Source organism: Pedobacter chitinilyticus (assembly GCF_003313385.1).
GTDB lineage: Bacteria > Bacteroidota > Bacteroidia > Sphingobacteriales > Sphingobacteriaceae > Pedobacter > Pedobacter chitinilyticus.
Map to the genome: position 1 here is coordinate 245,014 of NZ_QMHN01000006.1, position 21,249 is coordinate 266,262.

Genomic DNA, 21,249 nt, shown 5'->3' on the forward strand with positions numbered 1-21,249 from the left:
ATTTTCCGTTTTTATTCGGTAAATTAAATTTTTAATTTTACTTTCTTAAAGATAAATTAATAATTGCTCAATGGATTTCTCCTTTAACGGTTACGGGTTAGTTTTGCTATTTTTTGGAACGCTAACAGCCGTTTTAGCTATCTACATTTACAAACGTGGTACCAGTGTGGTAAGATGGTTTGGCCTAATGATGGGTTCCAATGCCATTTGGTCCATTGCTTATGGACTCGAACTTTCCAGCTATACCCTAAAACAAGCCTTATTTTTCATCAACATTGAATACTTGGGCATTGCTACTTTGCCCTTAAATTGGTTTTTGTTTTGTCTTGCTTTTTGCAACAAAGAATGTTGGTACAAGAAGCCTCTGAACCTCATTTTATTGCTCATTGCTCCCATTACCACGCTATTTATGGTATGGACCAATCCGATGCACCATTTGCATTACAAGGATGTAAAGATGTTTTTTGATGGGCCTTTTCCAATGATTAAAATATACCCTGGAACTTGGTATCATATTTTCACTGTATACTTCTACCTACTGCTAGCTTGTGGATGCTACCTGATTTTCAACAAATTTAGGAGTTCTGATCCTATTTACAGAAAACAGAACTACAGCATCCTTATTGCAGCCTTAATGCCTTGGGTTGCCAACATCACCTACCTTGCGGGATTAAGGCCTTTGGGTTTCATAGACATTACTCCTTTCGCTTTTATCCTTACTTCATTTCTCATTTTATTAGGCATTTACAGATTTAGACTATTTGATATTGTACCTATTGCCAGAGAAAAAGCGCTGGAACTAATGGATGATGGCTTTTTGGTTCTAGATAAAAAGCATCGGGTAATTGATTATAATTCTTCTCTGTACCGATACCTGAACCTTTCAAAAAATCAAAAGATTGTTGGGCAATTCATCGGTGAATTGTTTCCAAAGCATTTAGATTTTGTCAAAAAAATAGAAAGTGGATTTAGTGGAAAAATGGACATGCAGGCCCTCGTAGAAGGTGAGATGATTTATTTTGAAGCAGAAATCCTATTACTTAATGAAAGCAAAATCAATGAAGCTTTTACCATTGTAAAACTGCAAGATCTTACCGCAGCCAAAAAAGATGCTTTAATTGCCAAGGAACAGGCCTTGGAACTGGAAAAGGTAAATCAATTGAAAGACCGTATTTTTTCTATCATTGCCCACGATTTAAGAGGTCCTTTGGTGAACCTATCGGAAATTTTGAAAATGGTTTCCTACAACCAAGTTAGTCAGGAAGAATTTGAGAAGATATCACCCGAGCTAAGCAAAGACATTATTTATACCACTGATTTACTGGAAAACATTCTGCACTGGTCGAGGAGCCAATTACAGGGGTTCGGTATTCAAAAGGAGTTTTTCAACGTGCGTAACATCATCATCAATGAAATCAACTATCACCTGCCTGCTGCCACTCTTAAAAAGATAAACATCTTACACGACGTTTTCCCTAACGAAATTGCATATGCCGATGTTTTGATGTTTCAAATTGTGATTAGGAACATCATTAACAATGCCGTTAAGTTTTGTAACGAAGGTTGCGAAATTGTGATTACGGCAAGTTACCAACGCAATCACATGCTCAAGATTTGCATTAAAGATAACGGTGTAGGTATTCCTAAAGCTACGATGGAGAAGCTTTTCAAGGATGAAAATGTATCTTCAAGAGGTACCCAGAACGAGAAAGGCACAGGATTGGGCCTAATGATATGCAAAGATTTTATGAGCAGAAATGATGGTGAAATCAGCGTATCTAGTGAAGTAGGCAAAGGCACTACTTTTTGTGTGCTTGTACCAACGGGCGATTAAAAAAACTATCCTACTATTTGGAGCACAGCTAAGAACACTTCCACAGTTTAACCTGTCTAGAATTCCCGCTCCTCTGAATAGCAGGATAGCTTATATTTTAGAAAGGAATTATTTACCAGTAACCTGATTAATGGCTTGCTGTTCCTTTAACTCATCGACATTGTTTTTGTTGCCGAATTTCTCCGTTTTATTGGCAAAATAGTCCAAGATCCCCACAATAGTATCCAAGTTATCTGCCACCCTTTGGTGCATATCAGGTAAGTCTTGATCTAGTTTTTTATCACCGAGCTCAATGTTATCGACTTCTATTTTTCCTATTTTTTGAATGATAGCTTGTTGTGAATGCTGTAAATCTTCCAGCTCTCTCACTATCTTCTCCATCAACTCAAATTTCTTTAAAGTTTCCATAAATTCTGTTTTATTTAATTAACAAACTCTATTTAACAACCAGTCCCACATGGCTTTTGTTTGATTTTATTGTTTTTTATGCACAAGAAATTTGCAGATCTCATATATAACTAATAATTTAGTTTTCATGAAAAGCCTTTATATTTCCATTTTATTTTTACTGATTGCTAAATTTTGTGTTGCCCAACAAGCTGTTTTGGACAAAGAAAAACTACTGGAATTTTATCAAAGCCAACGCTATGGTGAAGCGGCCGCTTACTTAAGCAGTATTTATCCCGCAGAGACTAGCGACGTGAAAGTTTTGGGCCAAATTGCCTACTGCAATATGATGGCAGGAAAACTGGTTGATGCGGAAAGAAACTACCAAAAAATTAATGAGCTACAACCGAAACAAATCCCCGTATTGTTCAGTTTGGCCAATATTAACTCAAGACGAGGAAACAATAAAAATGCAACGGTGTATCTGCAAGAGGTGATTACCTTAGACAGCACTAATTTTAATGCATTTAAGCGTTTAGCAGACTATACAGACAGCTTAATTTTAAAGGTACAATACCTGCAAAAAGCCAATAAATTAAATGCTACCGAGGCTGAAGTTGCTTATGATTTAGCGGCTAGCTATCGGAAATTAAAACTTCTTAAACCTGCTTACGATGTACTGAAAATTGCCATTGCGGCTGATAGCGGCCATCTTGTATTGCAACAAGCTTTATTACCTATTGCCAACCAGTTGAACAAGTACAGCGAGGTAGTAACTGTTGGCGAAAAACTACTTAAAAATGGTGCCGATGCCAATGTGCTCGCTGATGTGGCCAAAGCCTATTTCTTTTTAAAGAACTACAAAAGAGCGATTACCTTATACCAAATGCTTGAAAAAACCGAAATGCAAACGGAAAGCACCCTGTATTATACTTCGCTTTGTTTCCGCGAACTGAAAAACTACGACCAAGCGGCCAGCTATGCCAAGCAAACCATCACCGAGGGAATTTCGCCCAACACCGCTGCTTATTACAATTTGTTAGGAAGTATTTATGAAGAAAAGCAACAATTTACAGCAGCTAGCAATGCCTACAAAAAGGGCTTGACTTATCAGATTAACAAAAACAGTTATTATCGTTTGGGTTTACTGTACGATTTGAAACTGAAGCAAGGTAAATCTGCCTTAACTTATTACAATCTTTATTTGAAGAACAAGGATTTAGATAAGGATGATGAACCACAAGTGGAATATATTAAAGGTAGAATATCTGAACTTAAGCGTTAAATCTGTTATTTCAAGGCTTCGAAAACGGGTTTAACGTCTACCCAAAATTCATCGAGTGCAATGATACGAGGCTTTAGAAACGCAATAATATCTGGCCACTGCTGTTGGTTGTAAACGCTTACGTTTGGCAGTACAAGTTCTATTCGGGCTACTTGCTTGTCGAAAGCGTTGGCGGCGTGTGGTTGCCAATCCCACTCTTCGTTTAGGGTATTTTCCAGCAAGCGTTTAAATTCTTCAAATTGCTCGAAAAGTAACGCTCTTACGCCTTCATCAGGATGGGCAATTTCGATGGCAATACTGGCGTGTTTTTTTTCGGCATCCATGCGGAAGAAGATGTGCTTAACGCCAGTTTTATAGTTCACCCAATTCACGGGCAATCCTTCTGCTCCTGGAATTGGCTTCATGTACTGGCCAAAACTAATCCAAAATTGTTGCCTTAATCTGGCGGCCTCTTCTCTGCTGAACATGTTGTAAAGTTAAAAAGTAGAAAGTTAAAAAGTGGAAAGTGGAAAGTGGAAAGTTTATAGTCTTTGCGTTCTTTGCGAATACTTCATCCCGTATGTACGGGATTGCGTTAAATTTTAACCGCGAAGAAAGAAGAGTTCAGCGAAGAACGCGAAGTTTAGCGTACCACCTAAACAAATTTCAATAGCTACCCCCAACCTTTGTTAATTAAACCTGATAGTAGCCGACACCCCCGAAATGAAATGAGGGCGTAAAGGCGAATAGCAGGGCTGTGTTTACGATGAAATACTACTGTTGTTTTTCTAAAAATTAAGATTTACCCATTAAACGGGCTACGTATTTCCCGATAATATCGAACTCCAAATTCACCGAGTCGCCTTGTTTTACTTCCTGCAAATTAGTGTGCTCATGAGTATATGGAATAATGAAAACCGAAAACTCATCATATACTGAATTTACCACGGTTAGGCTGATGCCATTTACACAAATGGAACCTTTTTCGACCGTTACATTGCCTTTGGTTGCATCGTATTTAAAGCGATATTCCCAACTTCCGTCTAGCTCATTCACCAAAATACAGGTGGCGGTTTGGTCCACATGTCCTTGCACAATATGTCCATCTAAGCGGGCATTCATTTGCATGCAGCGCTCCAAATTCACTTTCGCACCCACTTTTAGGCTTCCTAAATTGCTTTTCTGCAGGGTTTCTTCAATGGCGGTTACGGTATGTGTATTTTCGGTTAGCGATACCACGGTTAAACAAACGCCATTATGTGCAACGCTTTGGTCTATCTTTAGCTCGGTACTAATGGCCGACTGGACGGTGTAATGTACATTGCCACCGTCGTGCTGTATATTTTGGACTGTTCCTAACGTCTCAATGATTCCCGTAAACATATTTTTAGTTTAAAGGGCAAAAGTAAAAAGTAAAAGGCAATAATGTTTAGTGTACCGCTTTTTTTGACTTTTACGTTAATATGCCTTCCTATTTTTAACCCAATTGCTTTTTTGCGTAGCCGATGTCGACAAAGGCTGAGCGGCCGTTTTTTGCTCTTGCAATAACATTACGGCACTGATGGCAGCAATTAAAGCTTCCTGCTCGTCTTCTGTTTTAAGACTGTCGGCAGTAAAATATTTGCTTACAAAGTGCGTATCAAATTGCCCCGAAACGAAAGCAGGGTGCTGCATCACAAACTTGCCAAAACCCAAAGTCGTTTGTATCCCTGTAATGTCGTATTCTAAAATTGCCCTAATCATGCGGTCTATGGCTTCTGTTCGGTCTTTGCCGTGGGTAACCAGTTTAGCAATCATTGGGTCGTAATAAATAGGGATTTCCATGCCTTGTTCAAAACCGTCGTCAACCCTTACGCCATTTCCTTTTGGCGTTTGATAGGTTTGTAGTGTACCAATATCTGGCAAGAAATTATTCAACGGATCTTCGGCATACACCCTTAATTCGATGGAGTGTCCGTTTATTTTGAGGTCTTCTTGTTTAAAGCTAATGGCTTCGCCACGGGCAATTTTAATCTGTTCTTTCACCAAATCTAAACCCGTAATCATTTCGGTAACGGGATGTTCTACCTGCAAACGGGTATTCATTTCGAGGAAGAAAAAGTCGAGGTTTTCGTCCAAAATGAACTCAACTGTACCTGCTCCTACGTAGTTTACCGAACGGGCCACATCAACCGCACATTTGCCCATCTTTTCTCTAATTTCAGGGGTAAGTACCGATGATGGCGCTTCTTCGACCACCTTTTGATGGCGACGTTGTACGGAACATTCGCGTTCGAAAAGGTGCACGATATTTCCGTGGGTATCGCCCAACACCTGTATTTCAATATGTCGAGGGGAGGTTACGTAACGCTCAATAAACACTGCGCCATCGCCGAAGGCCGAAGTGGCCTCGCTAACAGCCAGTTTCATCTGTTCTTCGAAATCGCTCACGGTATTTACAATACGCATACCTTTACCGCCTCCACCAGCTGCTGCTTTAATTAAAATAGGAAACCCTACTTCAACCGCCCTGGCTTTGGCTTCTTCTACATTGGTAATGGCTTCCTCGGTACCTGGCACCATCGGGATATCATATTTTAACGCCGCTGCTTTTGCCGAAAGCTTATTGCCCATAATTTCCATGGCTTCTGGACTTGGACCAATCAGCGTTAATCCCGCCGCTTTTACTTGCTGGGCAAATGCGGGATTTTCTGACAGGAAACCATAACCTGGATGGATGGCTTCGGCTCCTGTTTGTTGACAGGCATCAATGATTTTGCTGCCTACCAAATAAGATTGATTGGAGGCCGCAGGGCCAATGCAAATGGCTTCATCGGCATAACGAACATGTAGCGAATTACGGTCGGCCTCTGAAAAAACAGCTACCGTTTTTATACCCATTTCCTTTGCCGAACGCATGATGCGCAGCGCAATTTCGCCACGATTTGCAACTAATATTTTTTTCATATCCTTAACAGATGTTGATGTCACTTGGTTAGGGCTACAAGATGAAGAAATTATCGTTAAATGGCAAATTTGTTTTGGGAAGCAATGGCTAGGAATTAGGGACTAGGGGTTAGGAATTAGTGGTTAGTGGGTTAACAGACAAAATCTCATTCAATCTGCGGTCTAATCTGCTAAATCAGCGGGAGATCGGAAAGTGGTTAAGTTGGTTAATCATTGGAATTGGTTAACTGGTTAATTGATTATTAAATAGGCAAGGACAACGAAGCACTAAAAACATCTTGTAAATTGTTATATTGTGTCGTTGTTTTTATCAGCAAAATCTTTCGGACTTCCAAGCTTTAGGATTTTCGGACTAACTAGTGAACTAACGAACTAATTAACCAACCCATGCAACTCAGCTTAAACGTACCTGCTCTTTTCTTCCCAGCCATTAGCCTAATTATGTTAGCTTATACCAATAGGTTTTTAGCTTTAGCCACACTAGTGAGAAGTTTAAAATCAAAATACGAGCAAACCAATAATGATATTGCCCTGCAAAAACAGATTAAAAATTTACGTTACCGTTTAAAGCTCATCAAAAACATGCAAGCTTTTGGCGTGGTGAGTTTTGCCTGTTGTTTATTTTGCATGTTTTTTATTTACCTCGAAAAAAACATCACTGCAGAAGTATTCTTTGCGCTTAGTTTAATTTTCTTCATGGTATCGCTATTAATTTCTTTATTGGAAATACAACTGAGCACCAAAGCACTCGAGTTAGAATTGAGCTCTATCGAGGAAGACGAATCTATCGTTAAAAAAATCAAGAAAAAGTTCGAATAGCCTACACGTCTAGTGTGTCAATAACTTCAATGGCTTGGTCTATCATGGCAGGCGAGATATCCAAATGGGTAACCAAACGAACGGTTTTGGCTGAGGTTGCGTTGCAAAGGATGCCTTTTCTACCTAATGCTCTTACCACTTCGTCGGCACTGAACTTATTGGCCACTTCAAAAAGCACGATATTAGTTTCTACAGGGGTTACCTGCGCTACATAATCGGTTTGCGCTAACGCATGTGCCAAAGCCTTGGCATGCAGGTGGTCTTCTGCTAAACGGTCTACATGGTGGTCTAAAGCGTAAATTCCCGCTGCTGCCAAAAATCCAGCCTGTCTCATTCCTCCGCCCAACACTTTTCTTATCCTGCGGGCTTGCTTAATCATGCTTGATGAACCCAATAATACCGAGCCTACTGGAGCACCCAACCCTTTCGAAAGACAAACCGATATCCCATCAAAGTAATGTCCATAAGCGGCAGCCTTGTCACCCGTAGCCACCAAAGCATTAAAAATTCGGGCACCATCTAAATGCAGTTTCAATCCCTTAATCGCACATAAATTGTGGGTGGCTTCAATTTGATCCAAATGATAGCATTTACCACCGCCCTTGTTCACGGTATTTTCCAGTACCACTAAATTAGTTTTGGGATAATGCACATCATCTGCATTAATTTCTGGCTCAATCAATTCAGGCGTTAAAATACCCCTTTCGCCATTTAACAAACGCACCGAAGCCATCGAATTATAGGCAATGCCCCCACCCTCGTATCGGTAAACATGTGCCGTTTGATCGCAAATCACCTCATCCATTGGCTGGGTAAAGCACTTAATAGCTATTTGGTTGGTCATCGTGCCCGATGGACAGAACAAACCTGCCTCCATATGAAATATATTGGCCAATTTCGCTTCAAGAGCAATCACCGTTTCATCTTCACCATATACATCATCGCCAACTTTTGCGCTCAACATGGCATCTAACATGCCTAGCGTAGGCTTAGTAACGGTATCGCTTCTGAAATCAATTTTCTGTTCCATGGTTTTAGTTTTTTTTCCAAATATGCTGTAATGAAGATGGCAAAAATCTTTTTAATGAAAAAATTACATTTTTCTTCCACACATTTTTTTCCACTTTTCCCATCAAGTTTTCAGCAGCAGTATCTGGTTCAAAAAAGCCTTTATTAGTGTAAAAAATACACTTTACGAAAAAACCACTCTATTTATCCGCAATCAAACGTTTGAATCCTTCCTAGGTTAACTAATAAAAAACTTAATATTAATTTTTTATTTCCAATAAAGGCTGATATATTGCCAAACTTTTATACAAAATTTACAACTTAACAAACCAAAAAAATGATAGTTATTGCAGATGGTGGATCTACCAAAACCAACTGGTGCTTAATTAATGAGGCGGGTAGGAAAATTCACTTTAACACCGAGGGATACAACCCTTATTTTGCAAAGCAAGATTACATTGAAAACTCCCTAAGAACCACTTTACCAGACAGTTTAGACCCTTCGAAACTAGATGAAGTTTATTACTATGGAGCTGGCTGCTCTACTGATGCCAACAAAAAAATTGTAGCCGATGCTATGCAAAAGGTTTTTGTGAACGCAAAAATCAACGTTGACCACGATTTGCTTGCTTCGTGTCGTGCACTTTTGGGCGACGAACCTGGCTTTGCCGCTATTTTAGGCACTGGAACCAACACTTGTTTGTACGATGGTAAAGGCATCGCCCTCAACATCGACTCGCTAGGTTACTTCCTTGGCGACGAAGGCAGTGGTAGCAATATCGGCAAACGCTTATTGGCCGACTACATGAAAGGTTTCATGCCAAAAGGTCTTAGCGAAAGCTTCTTCAACATCTATGGTTTAAGCAACGAAGATATCTTCGACAACATTTACAACAAACCCCTTCCAAACCGCTTCTGTGCAAGTTTCAGTAAGTTTTTATACGATTTCAAAACCGTTTATACTGACTATGCAGAAGATGTGATTGATACTGCTTTCACCGCATTCTTCGAGAAATTGGTGATTCACTATCCAAACTACAACAAGCATTTATTAAACGTAGTAGGTTCTGTAGGCTACAGTTTCAGAGACCGTTTGAGCGTTGTTGCTGATAAGTATGAGATGGGTGTAGGAAAAATCATCCGTTCACCAATAGATGACTTGGTAGAATACCACTTAAGCAAAAGATAATCCTTTACGGATTTAACATACAAAGCCTCGAGAAATCGGGGCTTTTTTGTGAGGCTGGTTTTAATTTGAAAAGGTACTTTATTACTGTTCACTTCCGCAAGCCCCGCTTTACATTCCAAGTCCGCACTCGCAAGCTCGCTTACGGGCTTTCCATTTCAATCGGGTTTAGCCAATAAAAGACACTGTCAATTACTCTAAAAAGTTGGATTTCGCACTAAAAACTTACGAAGTTTAACTTTAGCTTTTTGTAGTTTTTATAGGTAAAGTGAGGGCTTTGCCGTTTTAAAACTTCGCAAGTCTGTCAAACAAAAAACCTTGTGGGTTTTTAAACCCCACAAGGTTTGATGTCATATTTTAAAGATCTCTCCACTACGGTCGAGATGACGGGCACTGCTACAATTGTCTTTCGTAAAAGAAAACAGACAATGCACACCCAACAAAACCTATCTAAATACTAAATACTAACGGCTAAATACTAATCCCTAGCCCCTGAACACTAACCCCTAGCCACTAGCTACTAACCACTAATTGCCCCTAAAAAGAAATCTCTTTCCCGAAAAGCTTATTGTATTTACGTTTATCGAATTTATAAAGCGTAGCCGCCCTAAACGAAACACCTCTTTGCTTTTCCTCCAATTCCTTCAGCACCTTAAAGCTCAATATCTTCTTTCTAAAATTACGCTTGTCCAGTTTTTTACCCAAAATCAGCTCGTAAACACTCTGCACCTGTGTAAGGGTAAATTTTTCTGGCAGTAATTCAAAAGCCAAAGGCAAATGTTTAATTCTGCGCTTAATTTTTTCCAAACCCTTATTTAAAATGTGCTGGTGGTCAAAAGCTAGCTTGGGCAAATCGGCCACATTAATCCATTGCGCTTTTTTAGCATAGCTGCTCAAAGGCTTTAAGGGCTTTTCGCCACCTAAGCGCAACATGGCATAATAGGCCACGGAAATTACCCTACCTTGCGGGTGTCGGTTAACCTCACCAAAGGCATAATATTGTTCCATGTAGATATCGCTCAGGCCAGTGAGTTCCTTTAAAATTCGCTGCGCCGATTGGTCTACGCTCTCTTCCTTATTTACAAGGTTGCCAGGCAATGCCCACCAATCCTTGAAAGGCTCTTCATTTCTCTCTATCAACAATATCTTAAGCTCGCTGCCATCAAAACCGAAAAGCACACAATCTATGGATACTGCAAAGTCAAAACCGGGGGTTATTTCTGTCAAAGCAATAATTTAAAATGTTCCAAATTTGAAACAAAATAAAGACACTTATTTCGTTAATTCATAAATTTTTTGAAAAAAAATTACTTAGTGTAAAAAATACACGTTATATTCGTATAATCAGAATGAAACCAAATATCAAGAACATAGCAGTACTGACCTCAGGAGGCGATGCTCCAGGCATGAATGCCTGCATTAGAGCTGTTGTGCGTACCGGAATCTACCATGGTAAAAACATGTTCGGTGCAGTACAAGGCTACCAAGGTTTAATCAATAATAACATCATTCCAATGAACGCCCGTTCTGTAAGCAACATTTTACACATGGGCGGAACCATCTTAAAAACGGCCAGATGCCTGGAGTTTAAAGAAGATGCGGGAATGGAAATTGCCTTTAAAAATTTACAGGAAAAAGAAATTGACGGATTAGTGGTGATTGGCGGCGACGGTACCTTTACAGGAGCCAAAAGATTCGGCGAAAAATTCGGCATCAATGTGATTGGTGTACCTGGAACCATAGACAATGACCTTTATGGCTCTGACTTTACTTTAGGTTACGACACAGCCATTAACACTGTAATTGAAGCCATCGACAAAATCAGGGACACGGCCGACTCACACGATAGGTTGTTCTTTGTAGAAGTAATGGGCCGCGATTCGGGCTGTATTGCCCTACGCAGTGCCATTGCCAGTGGTGCCGAAGCTGTATTATTACCCGAAAGAGAAACTTCTTTAAAAGAACTGATCACCAAGCTTAAAGCTGGTGCTTCTACCAAAAAATCATCAAGCATTGTAATCGTTTCCGAAGGAAATAAATATGGCGGCGCTTATGATATTGCCAAAGCCGTAAAACGCAAGTTTACTCATTACGATACCAAGGTGACTATTTTAGGGCACTTGCAACGTGGGGGTAGTCCTAGCGGTTTCGACAGGATTTTGGGAAGCCGTTTAGGTTTTGCAGCCACCAATGCCCTTATCGCTGGCGAAAGCATGAAAATGGTAGGCCTCAAAGGAAATAAAATTGGGTTAACGTCATTGAGCGAAGCACTAAGTGGATTAGGTAACTACAAGTTGGAAGACGACTTGCTTGAAATGACTCATGTTTTATCAATATAGCGAAAGATGATAGCAGTAGTATACAGTGGTTCTAAAAACGCTTGTTGGAAAATCTCTCAAGATGGAAAAGCCATGATCGAAACACACACCGCGGGCATTAACCCCTGCTTTAACGATCCTAAGCAAACCCTCCAAATCCTAAGCAAGAACATTACCCTGATCCATAATGCTGAAAGCATTAAAAAAATCTATGTTTTTGCCGCTGGCGCATCAGCTAAAGAAAAACAGGAAGAACTGGCCAGCACACTGGAGCAGTTTTTTGTGAACAGTAAAATAAAGGTAAAGGATGATTTATACGGTGCTGCCATTGCAGCCTGTCATGATCAAACTGGTATTGTAGGCATTTTGGGCAGTGGTGCCAATTGCGCTTACTACAATGGTAAAAAGCCCGAAAAAAACAATTACGGCCTGGGTTATATCTTGGCCGACGAAGGCTCTGCCAATTACTTCGGCAAAATGTTGCTGAAAAACTTTTTGGAAGAAAAGCTGCCAGATGATTTAAGAATAAAAATCGAATCTCAATACCACTTAGACCGTCCAAGTATTTTGGAACGCGTTTACCGGAAACCACAGGTACAAACCTATCTGGCTTCTTTCCTCGACTTCTACCTCGAAAACAGGGAACACAAGTTCATCCAACAATTGGTAGCACAAGGTTTTGAAAAATATTTCAGCACCTATATCCTACCCACCCTAGAAAAACATCCCAACGAAGCAATACACTTTGTGGGCTCAGTAGCTGGACATTTCCAAGATCAACTCCGAGAAGTGGCCAGTAAGCACGGCATTCAAATCATGTCGGTAACCAGAGAACCCATACATAACATTTTGAACTATTACACCAATTAAAAAACAATGAAGCCTTTGTGATTCTTCATAACAGCTTCATCACCATTAAAAAATAAATAGATAAAAAGATGAAAATAGGAATTAACGGATTTGGCCGTATTGGCCGTCTAGCCTTTAGAGCCGCGGTAAAACGTAACGATATCGAAGTAGTTGGCATTAATGATTTAGTGGAGCCTGATTACATGGCTTACATGTTAAAATATGATTCTACCCACGGTAAATTTGATGGAACTGTAGAAGTAAAAGACGGTAATTTAGTAGTGAACGGAAAAACCATCCGTGTTACGGCTGAGAAAGACCCTGCTAACTTGAAATGGGATGCAGTAGGTGCTGAAGTAGTAATCGAGTCTACAGGTTTGTTTTTAACTCAGGAAACTGCTCAAAAACACATCGATGCTGGTGCTAAAAAAGTAATCATGTCGGCTCCTGCTAAAGACGACACCCCTACTTTTGTAATGGGTGTTAACCACAAAGAGTTAAAAGCGGATCAAAACATCGTTTCTAACGCATCATGTACAACTAACTGTTTAGCACCAATTGCTAAAGTATTACACGATAAATATGGCATTTTAGAAGGTTTAATGACCACTGTTCACGCGGTAACTGCTACTCAAAAAACAGTTGATGGTCCTTCGGCTAAAGACTGGAGAGGTGGTCGTGGTGGTTTCTCTAACATCATCCCTTCTTCTACTGGTGCTGCTAAAGCAGTAGGCTTGGTATTGCCTTCATTAAAAGGTAAATTAACAGGCATGTCGTTCCGTGTACCTGTTGCCGACGTTTCTGTAGTAGATTTAACCGTTCGTTTAGAAAAAGGTGCTTCTTACGAAGAAATCAAAGCGGCGATGAAAGAAGCTTCTGAAGGTGAATTGAAAGGTATTTTGGGTTACACTGAGGATGAAGTAGTTTCTTCTGATTTCTTAGGTGATGCTCGTACTTCAATCTTCGATGCTAAAGCAGGGATCTCTTTGAGCGATAACTTCGTAAAAGTGGTGTCTTGGTACGATAACGAGTGGGGTTACTCAAACAAAATCATCGACTTAGCTCAAGAAGTAGGTAAGTTCATTTAATTGCAATATCCCAACCAAAATAATAAAAGCAGTATCCAAGGGTACTGCTTTTTTGTTTTACTGATATCACTGTCCTTCCTGCTGGTCCTATGATCTGTCATTCCAAGTATACGAGGACCGTGAAAGCAGCTACGAAGTAAATCTCCATCACGGCCCAAAAAGAGATCCTTCGCTACCGAATAGTCGGTACAGGTAGCGCTCTGGATGACAATAAGAACGCTACTACTTATGAATCAATTAACCAGTTAAACGATTAACCAGCCTAAAAGATCCTACGCTACCGAATGGTCAATACAGGTACGCTCTGGATGACAAAGACCAAACAACCAACTAAACAGTTAAACGATTAAACAAATAACCACCACTGAACTAATGAACAATTGAACCAATGAATCAGCATATGTTAACAAAAGTTAAATAAAATATGAACAAAACTATTTTGTTTAATACTTCACAATGTGATTAGTATTTTTGCGTTAAAACAATAGTTTTTGCGGAGGATCACTGCAATATTGACTAAAATTAGCACCGTTTGATAGCATATTTGCACAAACACGCACACAAAAGTCATGACAATGTCATAACGAATGACAAAATAAAATTTTCTTAGTGTATCATTTACACTAAGAAAAATAATGCCTACATTTGTATCGTTGGTTTAAGCACCGACACTTGAAAATTAGAAATTCCTCCTTAATTGGAATAAAGAGCAACCCGTTCATACAGGTTTATATTTGGTTAGAAAGAGAGACAAGTCTGGATGGATTGTCTCTTTTCTTTTTTATAGGAGTTTTGGTTTTCTAAACTGATCAAGCACCATCAATGGATATAGCCGATTACATAGTGACTTGCAACGGGAATGTAAACACCCCACACGCAATTGGAGAACTCTGTAGCCGCAAATGTGATGGTCTTCCCATCTGCTGAGATTTCATATATAGGCAGGGTGTATGGCCTATGATAGACAGGATCAAGAATATAGATAGATTGATCTGTATTTTTCCATTCGTTCTCCCAAATACCAACACCATTGATAAAGAAGGGTTCACCGTCAGTAACTACTTTAACAAACTCCCAATCTTTAGAGATACTCATCTTTGAGTTTAATAGCCATAGCCAAATTTTACTGTTTCAATTTGCTTTTCAGCGCTCTAAACAAAATTTTCTTATAATAGTTCTTCAGTTTCCTTTTCAGCTTTGGTGTTGAAATATCTTGCGAAACCTGCATCCCGTTAAAGGAAATTTTAGTTCTCCCATCCTTAATACTCAACATTGTGAAATCCAAATTCCGTAGGGTGTCATTATCAATAACCAGTTGATTGAGACGATAAACGTGAGCATCTTCGGTGGCAAGCCTTGGTACCCGCTGCAAAGCAAAACTATCAAGGGGTGCAATACTGTCGAAAACAATATCAAACTCACGAAGTTTTGCTACAATCTCCCTTTGCTTATACTTAACCGTGAGGTAGCACCTATAACAGTCCAAGTTCCCATCTGTTCGACTATAGTAATAACTTGCAGGTGGCGAAGTAGCTATTAAAGCGAATACAGTAGGGAACAGCAGTAAAGCAGGATGAAGTTTTTTGATTTTAAGGATCTCTAAATCATCCATGCGTTTAATTAGGTAATATGGAATTGGCAAAAGCAGTAGCACATACAAATCTGTCAGATCAACAATCCTTGAGGTTTGGATAAAAGTATACTGATTATAAAAGTCGATGAGCGATTGCGAATAGGGCAATTTCCAAAAAACAAATAACAGCCCACTGATCCATACTGCTTGTTGTTTTAACCTAGGAAATACAAAAGCCAACAGCAAGGGCAATAAAATGATGCCAACCACGTCCGACAACTTACCTGTCAACGCATTGGCAAATTGATATTTGAAGAAATGGTCATTTAGCAAAAGAATGACCAGGCAAAAAAGAAAAACAAAATTTAGCAGGTAGTATTTATTGCGAGTAGTTTTCATTTTTTTTGCCACGTATATCAATTCAAATTTCTTACTATCCATCTAGCGCCAGCGTTCGCTTTACCTAATTTAGTAATTATACCTTAACAAGCCTTTTATACCATTCCATTCGTGCTGCCAAATCCCGATGCCATTGATAAAGAAAGGTTCAGCATCTCTAACGACCTTAACGAATTTCCAGTCTGTACTTATTTCCATAGTCAAGATTTAATCAATAACGTTTACTTAAGGGCCTTGAAAAGGTTTCTTGATTGAATCAATGCTTATTAATAACATCTAAAGCTTCAAGTTCTGTTTTGACAAAGAAGCCCTCATCAGCATCTACTATTCCTTTACACTTATCACTATATATAACGGCAACGGGTACGTTTGTAGTTAATAATAATGATATGGTATTAATAATTGTATTGCCCCATGAATATTCCAAGTTTCGTAAATCAACCATGAGTGATTTAACCAAAACATGTTTCAAGGCACAACTAGTTACCTCCTCCATAAAGAAGCCATCAACATTACCTTGGCTTCCATGCTTATAATTGCCACAAAACGTAAGTATGCCTAAACCGTTGCTGTCAACCGTCAGTTTATATTCAATTGTACTTTCGCTACGACTTATGTGATCAAATTTTAATTGCATATTGGTTTAATTGACTTTTTAAAAGTTAGTGTCAAACCTTCGTCTTAACAACAGTGATCGTATTGCCTACAACTTTAATATACCCATTAACTTGGCTGTCTGTCATAATGATGGGTACTATTAATTCATTCTCACGATTAAAAGGAATATGAGTCGGATTGATGTTATCCTCTGATATTTGTAGCACTTTGGTTAGCTCTCCGTCCTTAATGGTAGCAACGTAAACGTCTTTATATCCTCTCATTAAGTGATAAAGAAGTCCATTGTAAACAAAACTCCCCAATATAACCTTTTGACCGCTCTCAGCTAACTTAACAACACCTACCATTGAACCCGATTCCGTTTCCCCCGCATAACGAACACGCTTCCCTTTTATTTTTCTAGCTGGAGGCAACACAAACACTTCCATCAAATTAGGGTCCTTGATTTCTACTACACTGGAAAAGCCTACTAGGTGCATTAGTGTGCTCGTAACATAGTAAATACTATCAATCTTATTTACTGATATTGGACAAGTTGCTGCAAAGGAATATTCGATACCCGTCTGTTTGTTCTTAAACCAAGCAGTGCCTCCCCACTCGCCACTACAGGTACGCCTGACTATATACTTATCGTCTTCGTATATTGGGGCTTTCGGTTCAGGTAACGTCAGTTTGTTAATGCTGTCGATAGCTTGTTTAACTTGAAATTGTGCCTGACATAACAGAGAACTGAGTAATAATGCATTAAGCAAGAGCGTGTATTTCATGATGCAAGTTAAGGTAAGGTACTAATATCCAACTTTAAATTGGCACCTCCAACATCGGTTTTGACACTTTAGGTCTGTAGTTTTAAGCTTACTGCTTTTATAAGCAAACAGTTTCAATTGAATATACAATGTTTCAGCTTTTAAGAATCCAGTGCGCACCGTCTACAAAGAAAAGATATACTTGTTTATTCAAGGGTTACGGCGCCGATGTCTGCTAGCACTAATTTACAATAGAAGCACAAACTTCCAATTAACAATGTCAGCCTTCATTGCGCCAAACGTGCTTATTCTTTTTGATTAAAAAGTTGTTTCTTCAGATATTGTTCCGTCTTCTTTATACCAAACAAAACGTCCTTTTTTACTTCCGTTTACAAATACACCTTCTTTTTCAATTTTTCCATTTTGATAATAGTAAATCTCCTTACCGTTTTTTTGATTATTGGCATATTCACAAGTGTACCTTAATTGTCCATTTCCATACCACTCCGATAATAAGCCCTCTTTTTTGTCATTTAGATACTTTACTTCGTATTTTTTATTGCCATTTTCATAGTACTCAAGTTTAGCACCGTGTTCCTTTCCGTTTTTATAGTTTTCAACGCTTTTAATTTTTCCACCGTTATAAAACCAGGTCCATGTGCTATCTCGAACACCGTGTTTGTAAAATTGAATTGCTGTTGGTTCTTCCACAGAAAATCCTTCATAATGAACCATTTTACCGTGAAATTCTCCTTTAGTATCATAGAAACACTCTTTCTTTTTATGATTTGGTCGCCACCACTCTGTATATTGCCCGAATAGCCTGTCGTCTTTGTAGGTTCCTTTTGTTTTAATGTATTCTGTTCCGCCTCTTTTTGTCCACTCTATAAAATCACCATTTAAAAGCCCTTTCACATAATTTCGTTCACTTAATAACTCATCATCCCAACCTTTTTCTATAAACTTACCTGTAAATGGCGTTTTTTCATCATCAAGATAGGCGAGTGAAATTTTGTCGTTTGCCCCTTTGTGCCCATAAATACTATGTCCGTTTCGTGGTGTTTTTATTACTGTTCTTACTTTGTCTTGTGCTTCTGTTGTAAATACTACCATTGCAGTCAAAATGACTAAGAGCATTTTTTTCATGTTTCTATTTCTTGTTAAAATTTATCTGTCTTAAAATTAGTTTGATTGGATTGCTGTGTCATCCTAAAAATGGTGCATAACTTATAAATATGTCTGACGTTATCAGGCATAATCTATCCAAATATAGCCGTATTTGGCGTATGTCTTTTATCCTTTTTGAAAAAGAATATAGCCATTATCTAAATTTATAAAACTGATTTTTAGGTATTTACTTTGAATTTGTGATACTCCGACTTTATTCTTTTATTTTAAATTGATGTTAGAATAGCAACCTTTCTCAACAACTAGGCAAAGAAATAATGGAATAAAAAGTAGTGCGGTTGGAGTTGTGGGTTTATGGAGTACTTCCTTTAAGCGTGTTGGGGAAAAAGGTTAAATTTGGGGAGTGATTAATTATTTTAACGGGTTTAAGTATTCCCGAAGGTGGGTATTTTAGCACTGAAGTTAAAACGAAGAACAAATGTTGATACTTTCAGAAATATAAATTAAAGCGTTTCTGTACCGCTTGGCAATAAGTTGTTGTACAATAGCTCGTTTCTTCACCTTAATTTTGACACTTATTTTGACTATTCTTTAGCTTAATAGCATTTTTTGTTTGGTTTTATAAGATTGGGAAAACAAATGTAGCAAAAGCATTAGTTATTTTAGTGCCAATTCCATCAGTATTTTTTTGATATTTAAATGTTTAGCATCTTGAATTTTCCTTGCGTGTTCTGTAACCAAATCAATCCAATCAAATAGTTTCGTTTCGTCAGTCGTTTTGGTTTCCCAATATTCCGAAAGCTCAAAAGCCGATGTTTGCATAATGGTTTCAACGATATTTGAAACATTATCAAATAAATTTAAAAATATTCTCGGCACCTTTTGATAAACTTTATAGCCGATCATATAATCATTCTTTCCACCTGCCGTAAACAAATCTCGAACGTTCGGACAAACAACAGCCTCACGGGTTACCAGCCAAATAGCTATTCTACCAAACTTATCACTAGTATTTCCAAAGAGTTCAGGAAAATAAACCATTGCCCGATTTTTTAGCTCTTGTTTCTCTTTTAAATAAAGATTATTCCAAATTCGGATAACGATGTTACTTGCTTTGCTGTTATTTTCAGCATCCATCCACCAAAGTTCTTCACCTGGTTTCAGCATGCTTTTGTAATAATCGACAATTGGTCTTATCGGATTTTCTTTCTTACGTAATGTGTCATAAGACATTTTGATTTTGTCGAAAATTGTTTTCCCTTGCTCCAAATTCATATCAATCAAATAACGAGGGGAATGCGTGACTACGACTTCTGACAAAACTTCTTCATAAGGACGACATCGAAATTCAATTGGACTTGCAAGTTTTGCAAATAACATAAAAATACGTTCAACTTCATCAACTCTTGTGCTTTCTAAAACGCTATTCCCAGTAGTTTTCCAATGATTTTGTGTGGTGGTTTTAACTTCAATTCCGTAATATTTTTTAGCAACAATATCTGGAAACTTTTGCCCGCCAATCAACTCTATTGAGTTTTCAAATGGAGTACCGACAGCCAAATCCGTCATCACATCTCTTACATACGGTTCTAGATTTCTGCCTATAAGAGCTGCAACTTTATTAGATGATTTTTGGGCGTGAACGTTCAACTCGCTTATTGTAGAGCCGAGTAATGTATCAAATTCATTTCTGTTTGGGTCTGAATTTATTGAGATTATCATATTTAGTTTTAAAAATATAAGTCCCAAACTTCTTCAATTCTCTTAGCTAAATTGTACGCCAAAAGTGGTGGGACTGCATTACCAATAATCTTATATGCTTGCGATGGACTAACTAAAAATGAACCTTTTCTTCCATTTTTATTTTCAATTACAAATTCGTAATCGAGTGGAAATGTCTGTATTAACGCACATTCTCTTACCGTCAGTCTTCTTTCCTTTAATCCCCTTTTTAGCTCATTTTCAATTCGCCCTCCATTTTCTTTTGAAAGCCTTCTGAACTCAATGTTTCCGTGATGTTCAGAACGAATTGTTGGTGAAATACTGGAAAGTTTTATTTCTATTTGTCCTTGACAATGTTTACCCATAAACTTTGCTTTTGAGTAGAATTTTTGGGATAAATCTTCTGTTTTCTCGGGTTCTTCTAAATGTTTAAACACTTCCTTTAACTGAACAAAATGTTTTAATTCTTCACCTTTGTTCGTGTAGGAGTGCGTTGGTTTTGGATAAGGGTTGTATTGTTCCGAAATTATTTCTTTTTCTAATTCAGCCAAAGCTGATTCTTTTAAAGCAGATTTCTTAATACCAATAAAAATTACTCTTTCTCTTGATTGAGGAACACCAAAATCTGCCGAATGCAAAACCTGCGGGTCGAGAACAATATAGCCGTTTCCGTTAGCTGATGAAAAGTCGTTTTGAATAATTGATTTTACATCGCCAAGATTAACCAAACCTTTTACGTTTTCTGCAATAAAAATTTTTGGTTGGGTAATCTCAATCACTTCTTTCATCCACATATATAGTTGGCCACGTGTCTCTACGGAAGCTGCTTTATCATCAATCAGTTCGCCTTTATGGTTTTTGTGCGAATTAAAGCCGTTTCGCTTTCCCGCTAGGCTAAAATCCTGACAAGGAAATCCTCCTGTTACAACATCTACATTTTTGGGGAAAACATTTACACCGTTGCGATACATTTTTACCAAATCAACAATGCTTTCTTTATAAAAATCGCTAGCATTATGGCCCCGTTTCGAAAAGTAATTGACCCAAGCATTTCGAGCATCTATCAAAATATCATTAGCAAAAACGGTTGTAAATTTTGTTTTTTTTAGTTGAACAAAACCATTTTTTAGTTTTTTGTCAATAAAATTTGGTTTGAGAGTTTCATTAACCGAAGCTCTTAAAATGGGGAAACCACCCTCGAAGCCTAAGTCCATCCCCCCACAGCCAGAAAAAAGCGAAAGAACATTTAGTGTTTCTCTCTTTCCTTCATTGATTACTCGGGAACTCATTTTCGAATAATATGAAAATTCCAATTGCGGTTCTTCAACTACGCTTAATTCCGTTTCCACTATTTCTGTTCGCAT

The 21,249-nt window shown here is 38.4% G+C and carries 21 protein-coding genes; 7 read left to right on the forward strand and 14 right to left on the reverse strand.

Annotated elements, in window-relative coordinates; all coding sequences use genetic code 11:
- Window positions 1–70 precede the first annotated feature (70 nt).
- Window positions 71–1,834 carry a sensor histidine kinase gene (locus DUT70_RS17935; protein ID WP_113648741.1) on the forward strand — a complete coding sequence of 588 codons (1,764 nt, stop codon included), beginning with the start codon at window positions 71–73 and terminating at the stop codon, window positions 1,832–1,834.
- A gap of 108 nt (window positions 1,835–1,942) precedes the next feature.
- Here the strand turns inward: DUT70_RS17935 and DUT70_RS17940 are convergent, their stop codons facing one another.
- On the reverse strand, window positions 1,943–2,242 hold the full coding sequence (locus DUT70_RS17940) for a hypothetical protein (RefSeq protein ID WP_113648742.1): 300 nt from the start codon (window positions 2,240–2,242) through the stop codon (window positions 1,943–1,945).
- A 127-nt stretch (window positions 2,243–2,369) separates the two neighbouring features.
- Here DUT70_RS17940 and DUT70_RS17945 point away from each other — a divergent pair, with 127 nt between their 5' ends.
- Window positions 2,370–3,506, forward strand: coding sequence for a tetratricopeptide repeat protein (locus DUT70_RS17945; protein ID WP_113648743.1), 1,137 nt, complete (start codon window positions 2,370–2,372; stop codon window positions 3,504–3,506).
- Window positions 3,507–3,511: 5 nt separating this feature from the next.
- On the opposite strand, the gene DUT70_RS17950 is transcribed toward DUT70_RS17945, so the two are convergent.
- The 3 genes from DUT70_RS17950 to accC form a co-directional block, all read right to left on the reverse strand.
- Window positions 3,512–3,973: a DUF4268 domain-containing protein gene (locus tag DUT70_RS17950; protein WP_113648744.1), complete on the reverse strand. Its 462-nt coding sequence runs from the start codon at window positions 3,971–3,973 to the stop codon at window positions 3,512–3,514.
- Window positions 3,974–4,280: 307 nt separating this feature from the next.
- The gene (locus DUT70_RS17955) at window positions 4,281–4,868 is read right to left on the reverse strand and encodes a riboflavin synthase (RefSeq protein WP_113648745.1); all 588 of its coding nucleotides are present in this window, start codon (window positions 4,866–4,868) and stop codon (window positions 4,281–4,283) included.
- 75 nt (window positions 4,869–4,943) lie between these two features.
- A complete protein-coding gene (accC, locus tag DUT70_RS17960; protein ID WP_113648746.1) occupies window positions 4,944–6,431 on the reverse strand; it encodes an acetyl-CoA carboxylase biotin carboxylase subunit in 1,488 nt (495 codons plus the stop codon).
- A 387-nt stretch (window positions 6,432–6,818) separates the two neighbouring features.
- Here accC and DUT70_RS17965 point away from each other — a divergent pair, with 387 nt between their 5' ends.
- On the forward strand, window positions 6,819–7,250 hold the full coding sequence (locus tag DUT70_RS17965) for a DUF2721 domain-containing protein (RefSeq protein WP_113648747.1): 432 nt from the start codon (window positions 6,819–6,821) through the stop codon (window positions 7,248–7,250).
- Between the two features lies 1 nt (window position 7,251).
- Here DUT70_RS17965 and DUT70_RS17970 read toward each other — a convergent pair whose 3' ends face one another.
- Complete coding sequence (locus DUT70_RS17970; RefSeq protein ID WP_113648748.1) at window positions 7,252–8,280, reverse strand: threonine aldolase family protein; 1,029 nt, start codon at window positions 8,278–8,280, stop codon at window positions 7,252–7,254.
- A gap of 315 nt (window positions 8,281–8,595) precedes the next feature.
- Here DUT70_RS17970 and DUT70_RS17975 point away from each other — a divergent pair, with 315 nt between their 5' ends.
- Window positions 8,596–9,447 carry a BadF/BadG/BcrA/BcrD ATPase family protein gene (locus DUT70_RS17975; protein ID WP_113648749.1) on the forward strand — a complete coding sequence of 284 codons (852 nt, stop codon included), beginning with the start codon at window positions 8,596–8,598 and terminating at the stop codon, window positions 9,445–9,447.
- A gap of 534 nt (window positions 9,448–9,981) precedes the next feature.
- Here the strand turns inward: DUT70_RS17975 and DUT70_RS17980 are convergent.
- Entirely contained in the window at window positions 9,982–10,671 is a 690-nt protein-coding gene (locus DUT70_RS17980; protein ID WP_113648750.1) for an NUDIX hydrolase, read from the reverse strand.
- 122 nt (window positions 10,672–10,793) lie between these two features.
- On the opposite strand from DUT70_RS17980, the gene pfkA reads away from it, so the two are divergent.
- From pfkA to gap, 3 genes are all read left to right on the forward strand, one after another.
- Window positions 10,794–11,783 carry a 6-phosphofructokinase gene (gene pfkA, locus DUT70_RS17985; protein ID WP_113648751.1) on the forward strand — a complete coding sequence of 330 codons (990 nt, stop codon included), beginning with the start codon at window positions 10,794–10,796 and terminating at the stop codon, window positions 11,781–11,783.
- A 6-nt stretch (window positions 11,784–11,789) separates the two neighbouring features.
- The gene (locus DUT70_RS17990) at window positions 11,790–12,632 is read left to right on the forward strand and encodes a hypothetical protein (protein WP_113648752.1); all 843 of its coding nucleotides are present in this window, start codon (window positions 11,790–11,792) and stop codon (window positions 12,630–12,632) included.
- A 68-nt stretch (window positions 12,633–12,700) separates the two neighbouring features.
- Window positions 12,701–13,699, forward strand: coding sequence for a type I glyceraldehyde-3-phosphate dehydrogenase (gene gap / locus DUT70_RS17995; RefSeq protein WP_113648753.1), 999 nt, complete (start codon window positions 12,701–12,703; stop codon window positions 13,697–13,699).
- An 819-nt stretch (window positions 13,700–14,518) separates the two neighbouring features.
- Here gap and DUT70_RS18000 read toward each other — a convergent pair.
- The 8 genes from DUT70_RS18000 to DUT70_RS18030 form a co-directional block, all read right to left on the reverse strand.
- Window positions 14,519–14,794, reverse strand: a complete 276-nt coding sequence (locus DUT70_RS18000; protein WP_113648754.1) for a hypothetical protein — start codon at window positions 14,792–14,794, stop codon at window positions 14,519–14,521.
- Window positions 14,795–14,822: 28 nt separating this feature from the next.
- Window positions 14,823–15,671, reverse strand: coding sequence for a hypothetical protein (locus tag DUT70_RS18005; RefSeq protein ID WP_113648841.1), 849 nt, complete (start codon window positions 15,669–15,671; stop codon window positions 14,823–14,825).
- A gap of 69 nt (window positions 15,672–15,740) precedes the next feature.
- Complete coding sequence (locus tag DUT70_RS21515; protein WP_262512188.1) at window positions 15,741–15,869, reverse strand: hypothetical protein; 129 nt, start codon at window positions 15,867–15,869, stop codon at window positions 15,741–15,743.
- Between the two features lie 58 nt (window positions 15,870–15,927).
- The gene (locus DUT70_RS18010; RefSeq protein ID WP_113648755.1) at window positions 15,928–16,308 is read right to left on the reverse strand and encodes a hypothetical protein; all 381 of its coding nucleotides are present in this window, start codon (window positions 16,306–16,308) and stop codon (window positions 15,928–15,930) included.
- A 31-nt stretch (window positions 16,309–16,339) separates the two neighbouring features.
- Window positions 16,340–17,056, reverse strand: coding sequence for a hypothetical protein (locus DUT70_RS18015; RefSeq protein ID WP_113648756.1), 717 nt, complete (start codon window positions 17,054–17,056; stop codon window positions 16,340–16,342).
- A 297-nt stretch (window positions 17,057–17,353) separates the two neighbouring features.
- Window positions 17,354–18,181 carry a toxin-antitoxin system YwqK family antitoxin gene (locus DUT70_RS18020; protein WP_113648757.1) on the reverse strand — a complete coding sequence of 276 codons (828 nt, stop codon included), beginning with the start codon at window positions 18,179–18,181 and terminating at the stop codon, window positions 17,354–17,356.
- A 639-nt stretch (window positions 18,182–18,820) separates the two neighbouring features.
- Window positions 18,821–19,885, reverse strand: a complete 1,065-nt coding sequence (locus tag DUT70_RS18025) for a hypothetical protein (RefSeq protein ID WP_113648842.1) — start codon at window positions 19,883–19,885, stop codon at window positions 18,821–18,823.
- An 8-nt stretch (window positions 19,886–19,893) separates the two neighbouring features.
- A complete protein-coding gene (locus tag DUT70_RS18030) occupies window positions 19,894–21,249 on the reverse strand; it encodes a DNA cytosine methyltransferase (RefSeq protein ID WP_113648758.1) in 1,356 nt (451 codons plus the stop codon).

Bases quoted from the DNA above. Each gene is read 5' to 3' on its own strand.
- DUT70_RS17935 (WP_113648741.1), top strand. From the start codon at position 71: ATGGATTTCTCCTTTAACGGTTACGGGTTAGTTTTGCTATTTTTTGGA.
- DUT70_RS17940 (WP_113648742.1), bottom strand. From the start codon at position 2,242: ATGGAAACTTTAAAGAAATTTGAGTTGATGGAGAAGATAGTGAGAGAG.
- DUT70_RS17945 (WP_113648743.1), top strand. From the start codon at position 2,370: ATGAAAAGCCTTTATATTTCCATTTTATTTTTACTGATTGCTAAATTT.
- DUT70_RS17950 (WP_113648744.1), bottom strand. From the start codon at position 3,973: ATGTTCAGCAGAGAAGAGGCCGCCAGATTAAGGCAACAATTTTGGATT.
- DUT70_RS17955 (WP_113648745.1), bottom strand. From the start codon at position 4,868: ATGTTTACGGGAATCATTGAGACGTTAGGAACAGTCCAAAATATACAG.
- accC (WP_113648746.1), bottom strand. From the start codon at position 6,431: ATGAAAAAAATATTAGTTGCAAATCGTGGCGAAATTGCGCTGCGCATC.
- DUT70_RS17965 (WP_113648747.1), top strand. From the start codon at position 6,819: ATGCAACTCAGCTTAAACGTACCTGCTCTTTTCTTCCCAGCCATTAGC.
- DUT70_RS17970 (WP_113648748.1), bottom strand. From the start codon at position 8,280: ATGGAACAGAAAATTGATTTCAGAAGCGATACCGTTACTAAGCCTACG.
- DUT70_RS17975 (WP_113648749.1), top strand. From the start codon at position 8,596: ATGATAGTTATTGCAGATGGTGGATCTACCAAAACCAACTGGTGCTTA.
- pfkA (WP_113648751.1), top strand. From the start codon at position 10,794: ATGAAACCAAATATCAAGAACATAGCAGTACTGACCTCAGGAGGCGAT.
- DUT70_RS17990 (WP_113648752.1), top strand. From the start codon at position 11,790: ATGATAGCAGTAGTATACAGTGGTTCTAAAAACGCTTGTTGGAAAATC.
- gap (WP_113648753.1), top strand. From the start codon at position 12,701: ATGAAAATAGGAATTAACGGATTTGGCCGTATTGGCCGTCTAGCCTTT.
- DUT70_RS18000 (WP_113648754.1), bottom strand. From the start codon at position 14,794: ATGAGTATCTCTAAAGATTGGGAGTTTGTTAAAGTAGTTACTGACGGT.
- DUT70_RS18005 (WP_113648841.1), bottom strand. From the start codon at position 15,671: ATGAAAACTACTCGCAATAAATACTACCTGCTAAATTTTGTTTTTCTT.
- DUT70_RS21515 (WP_262512188.1), bottom strand. From the start codon at position 15,869: ATGGAAATAAGTACAGACTGGAAATTCGTTAAGGTCGTTAGAGATGCT.
- DUT70_RS18010 (WP_113648755.1), bottom strand. From the start codon at position 16,308: ATGCAATTAAAATTTGATCACATAAGTCGTAGCGAAAGTACAATTGAA.
- DUT70_RS18015 (WP_113648756.1), bottom strand. From the start codon at position 17,056: ATGAAATACACGCTCTTGCTTAATGCATTATTACTCAGTTCTCTGTTA.
- DUT70_RS18020 (WP_113648757.1), bottom strand. From the start codon at position 18,181: ATGAAAAAAATGCTCTTAGTCATTTTGACTGCAATGGTAGTATTTACA.
- DUT70_RS18025 (WP_113648842.1), bottom strand. From the start codon at position 19,885: ATGATAATCTCAATAAATTCAGACCCAAACAGAAATGAATTTGATACA.
- DUT70_RS18030 (WP_113648758.1), bottom strand. From the start codon at position 21,249: ATGCGAACAGAAATAGTGGAAACGGAATTAAGCGTAGTTGAAGAACCG.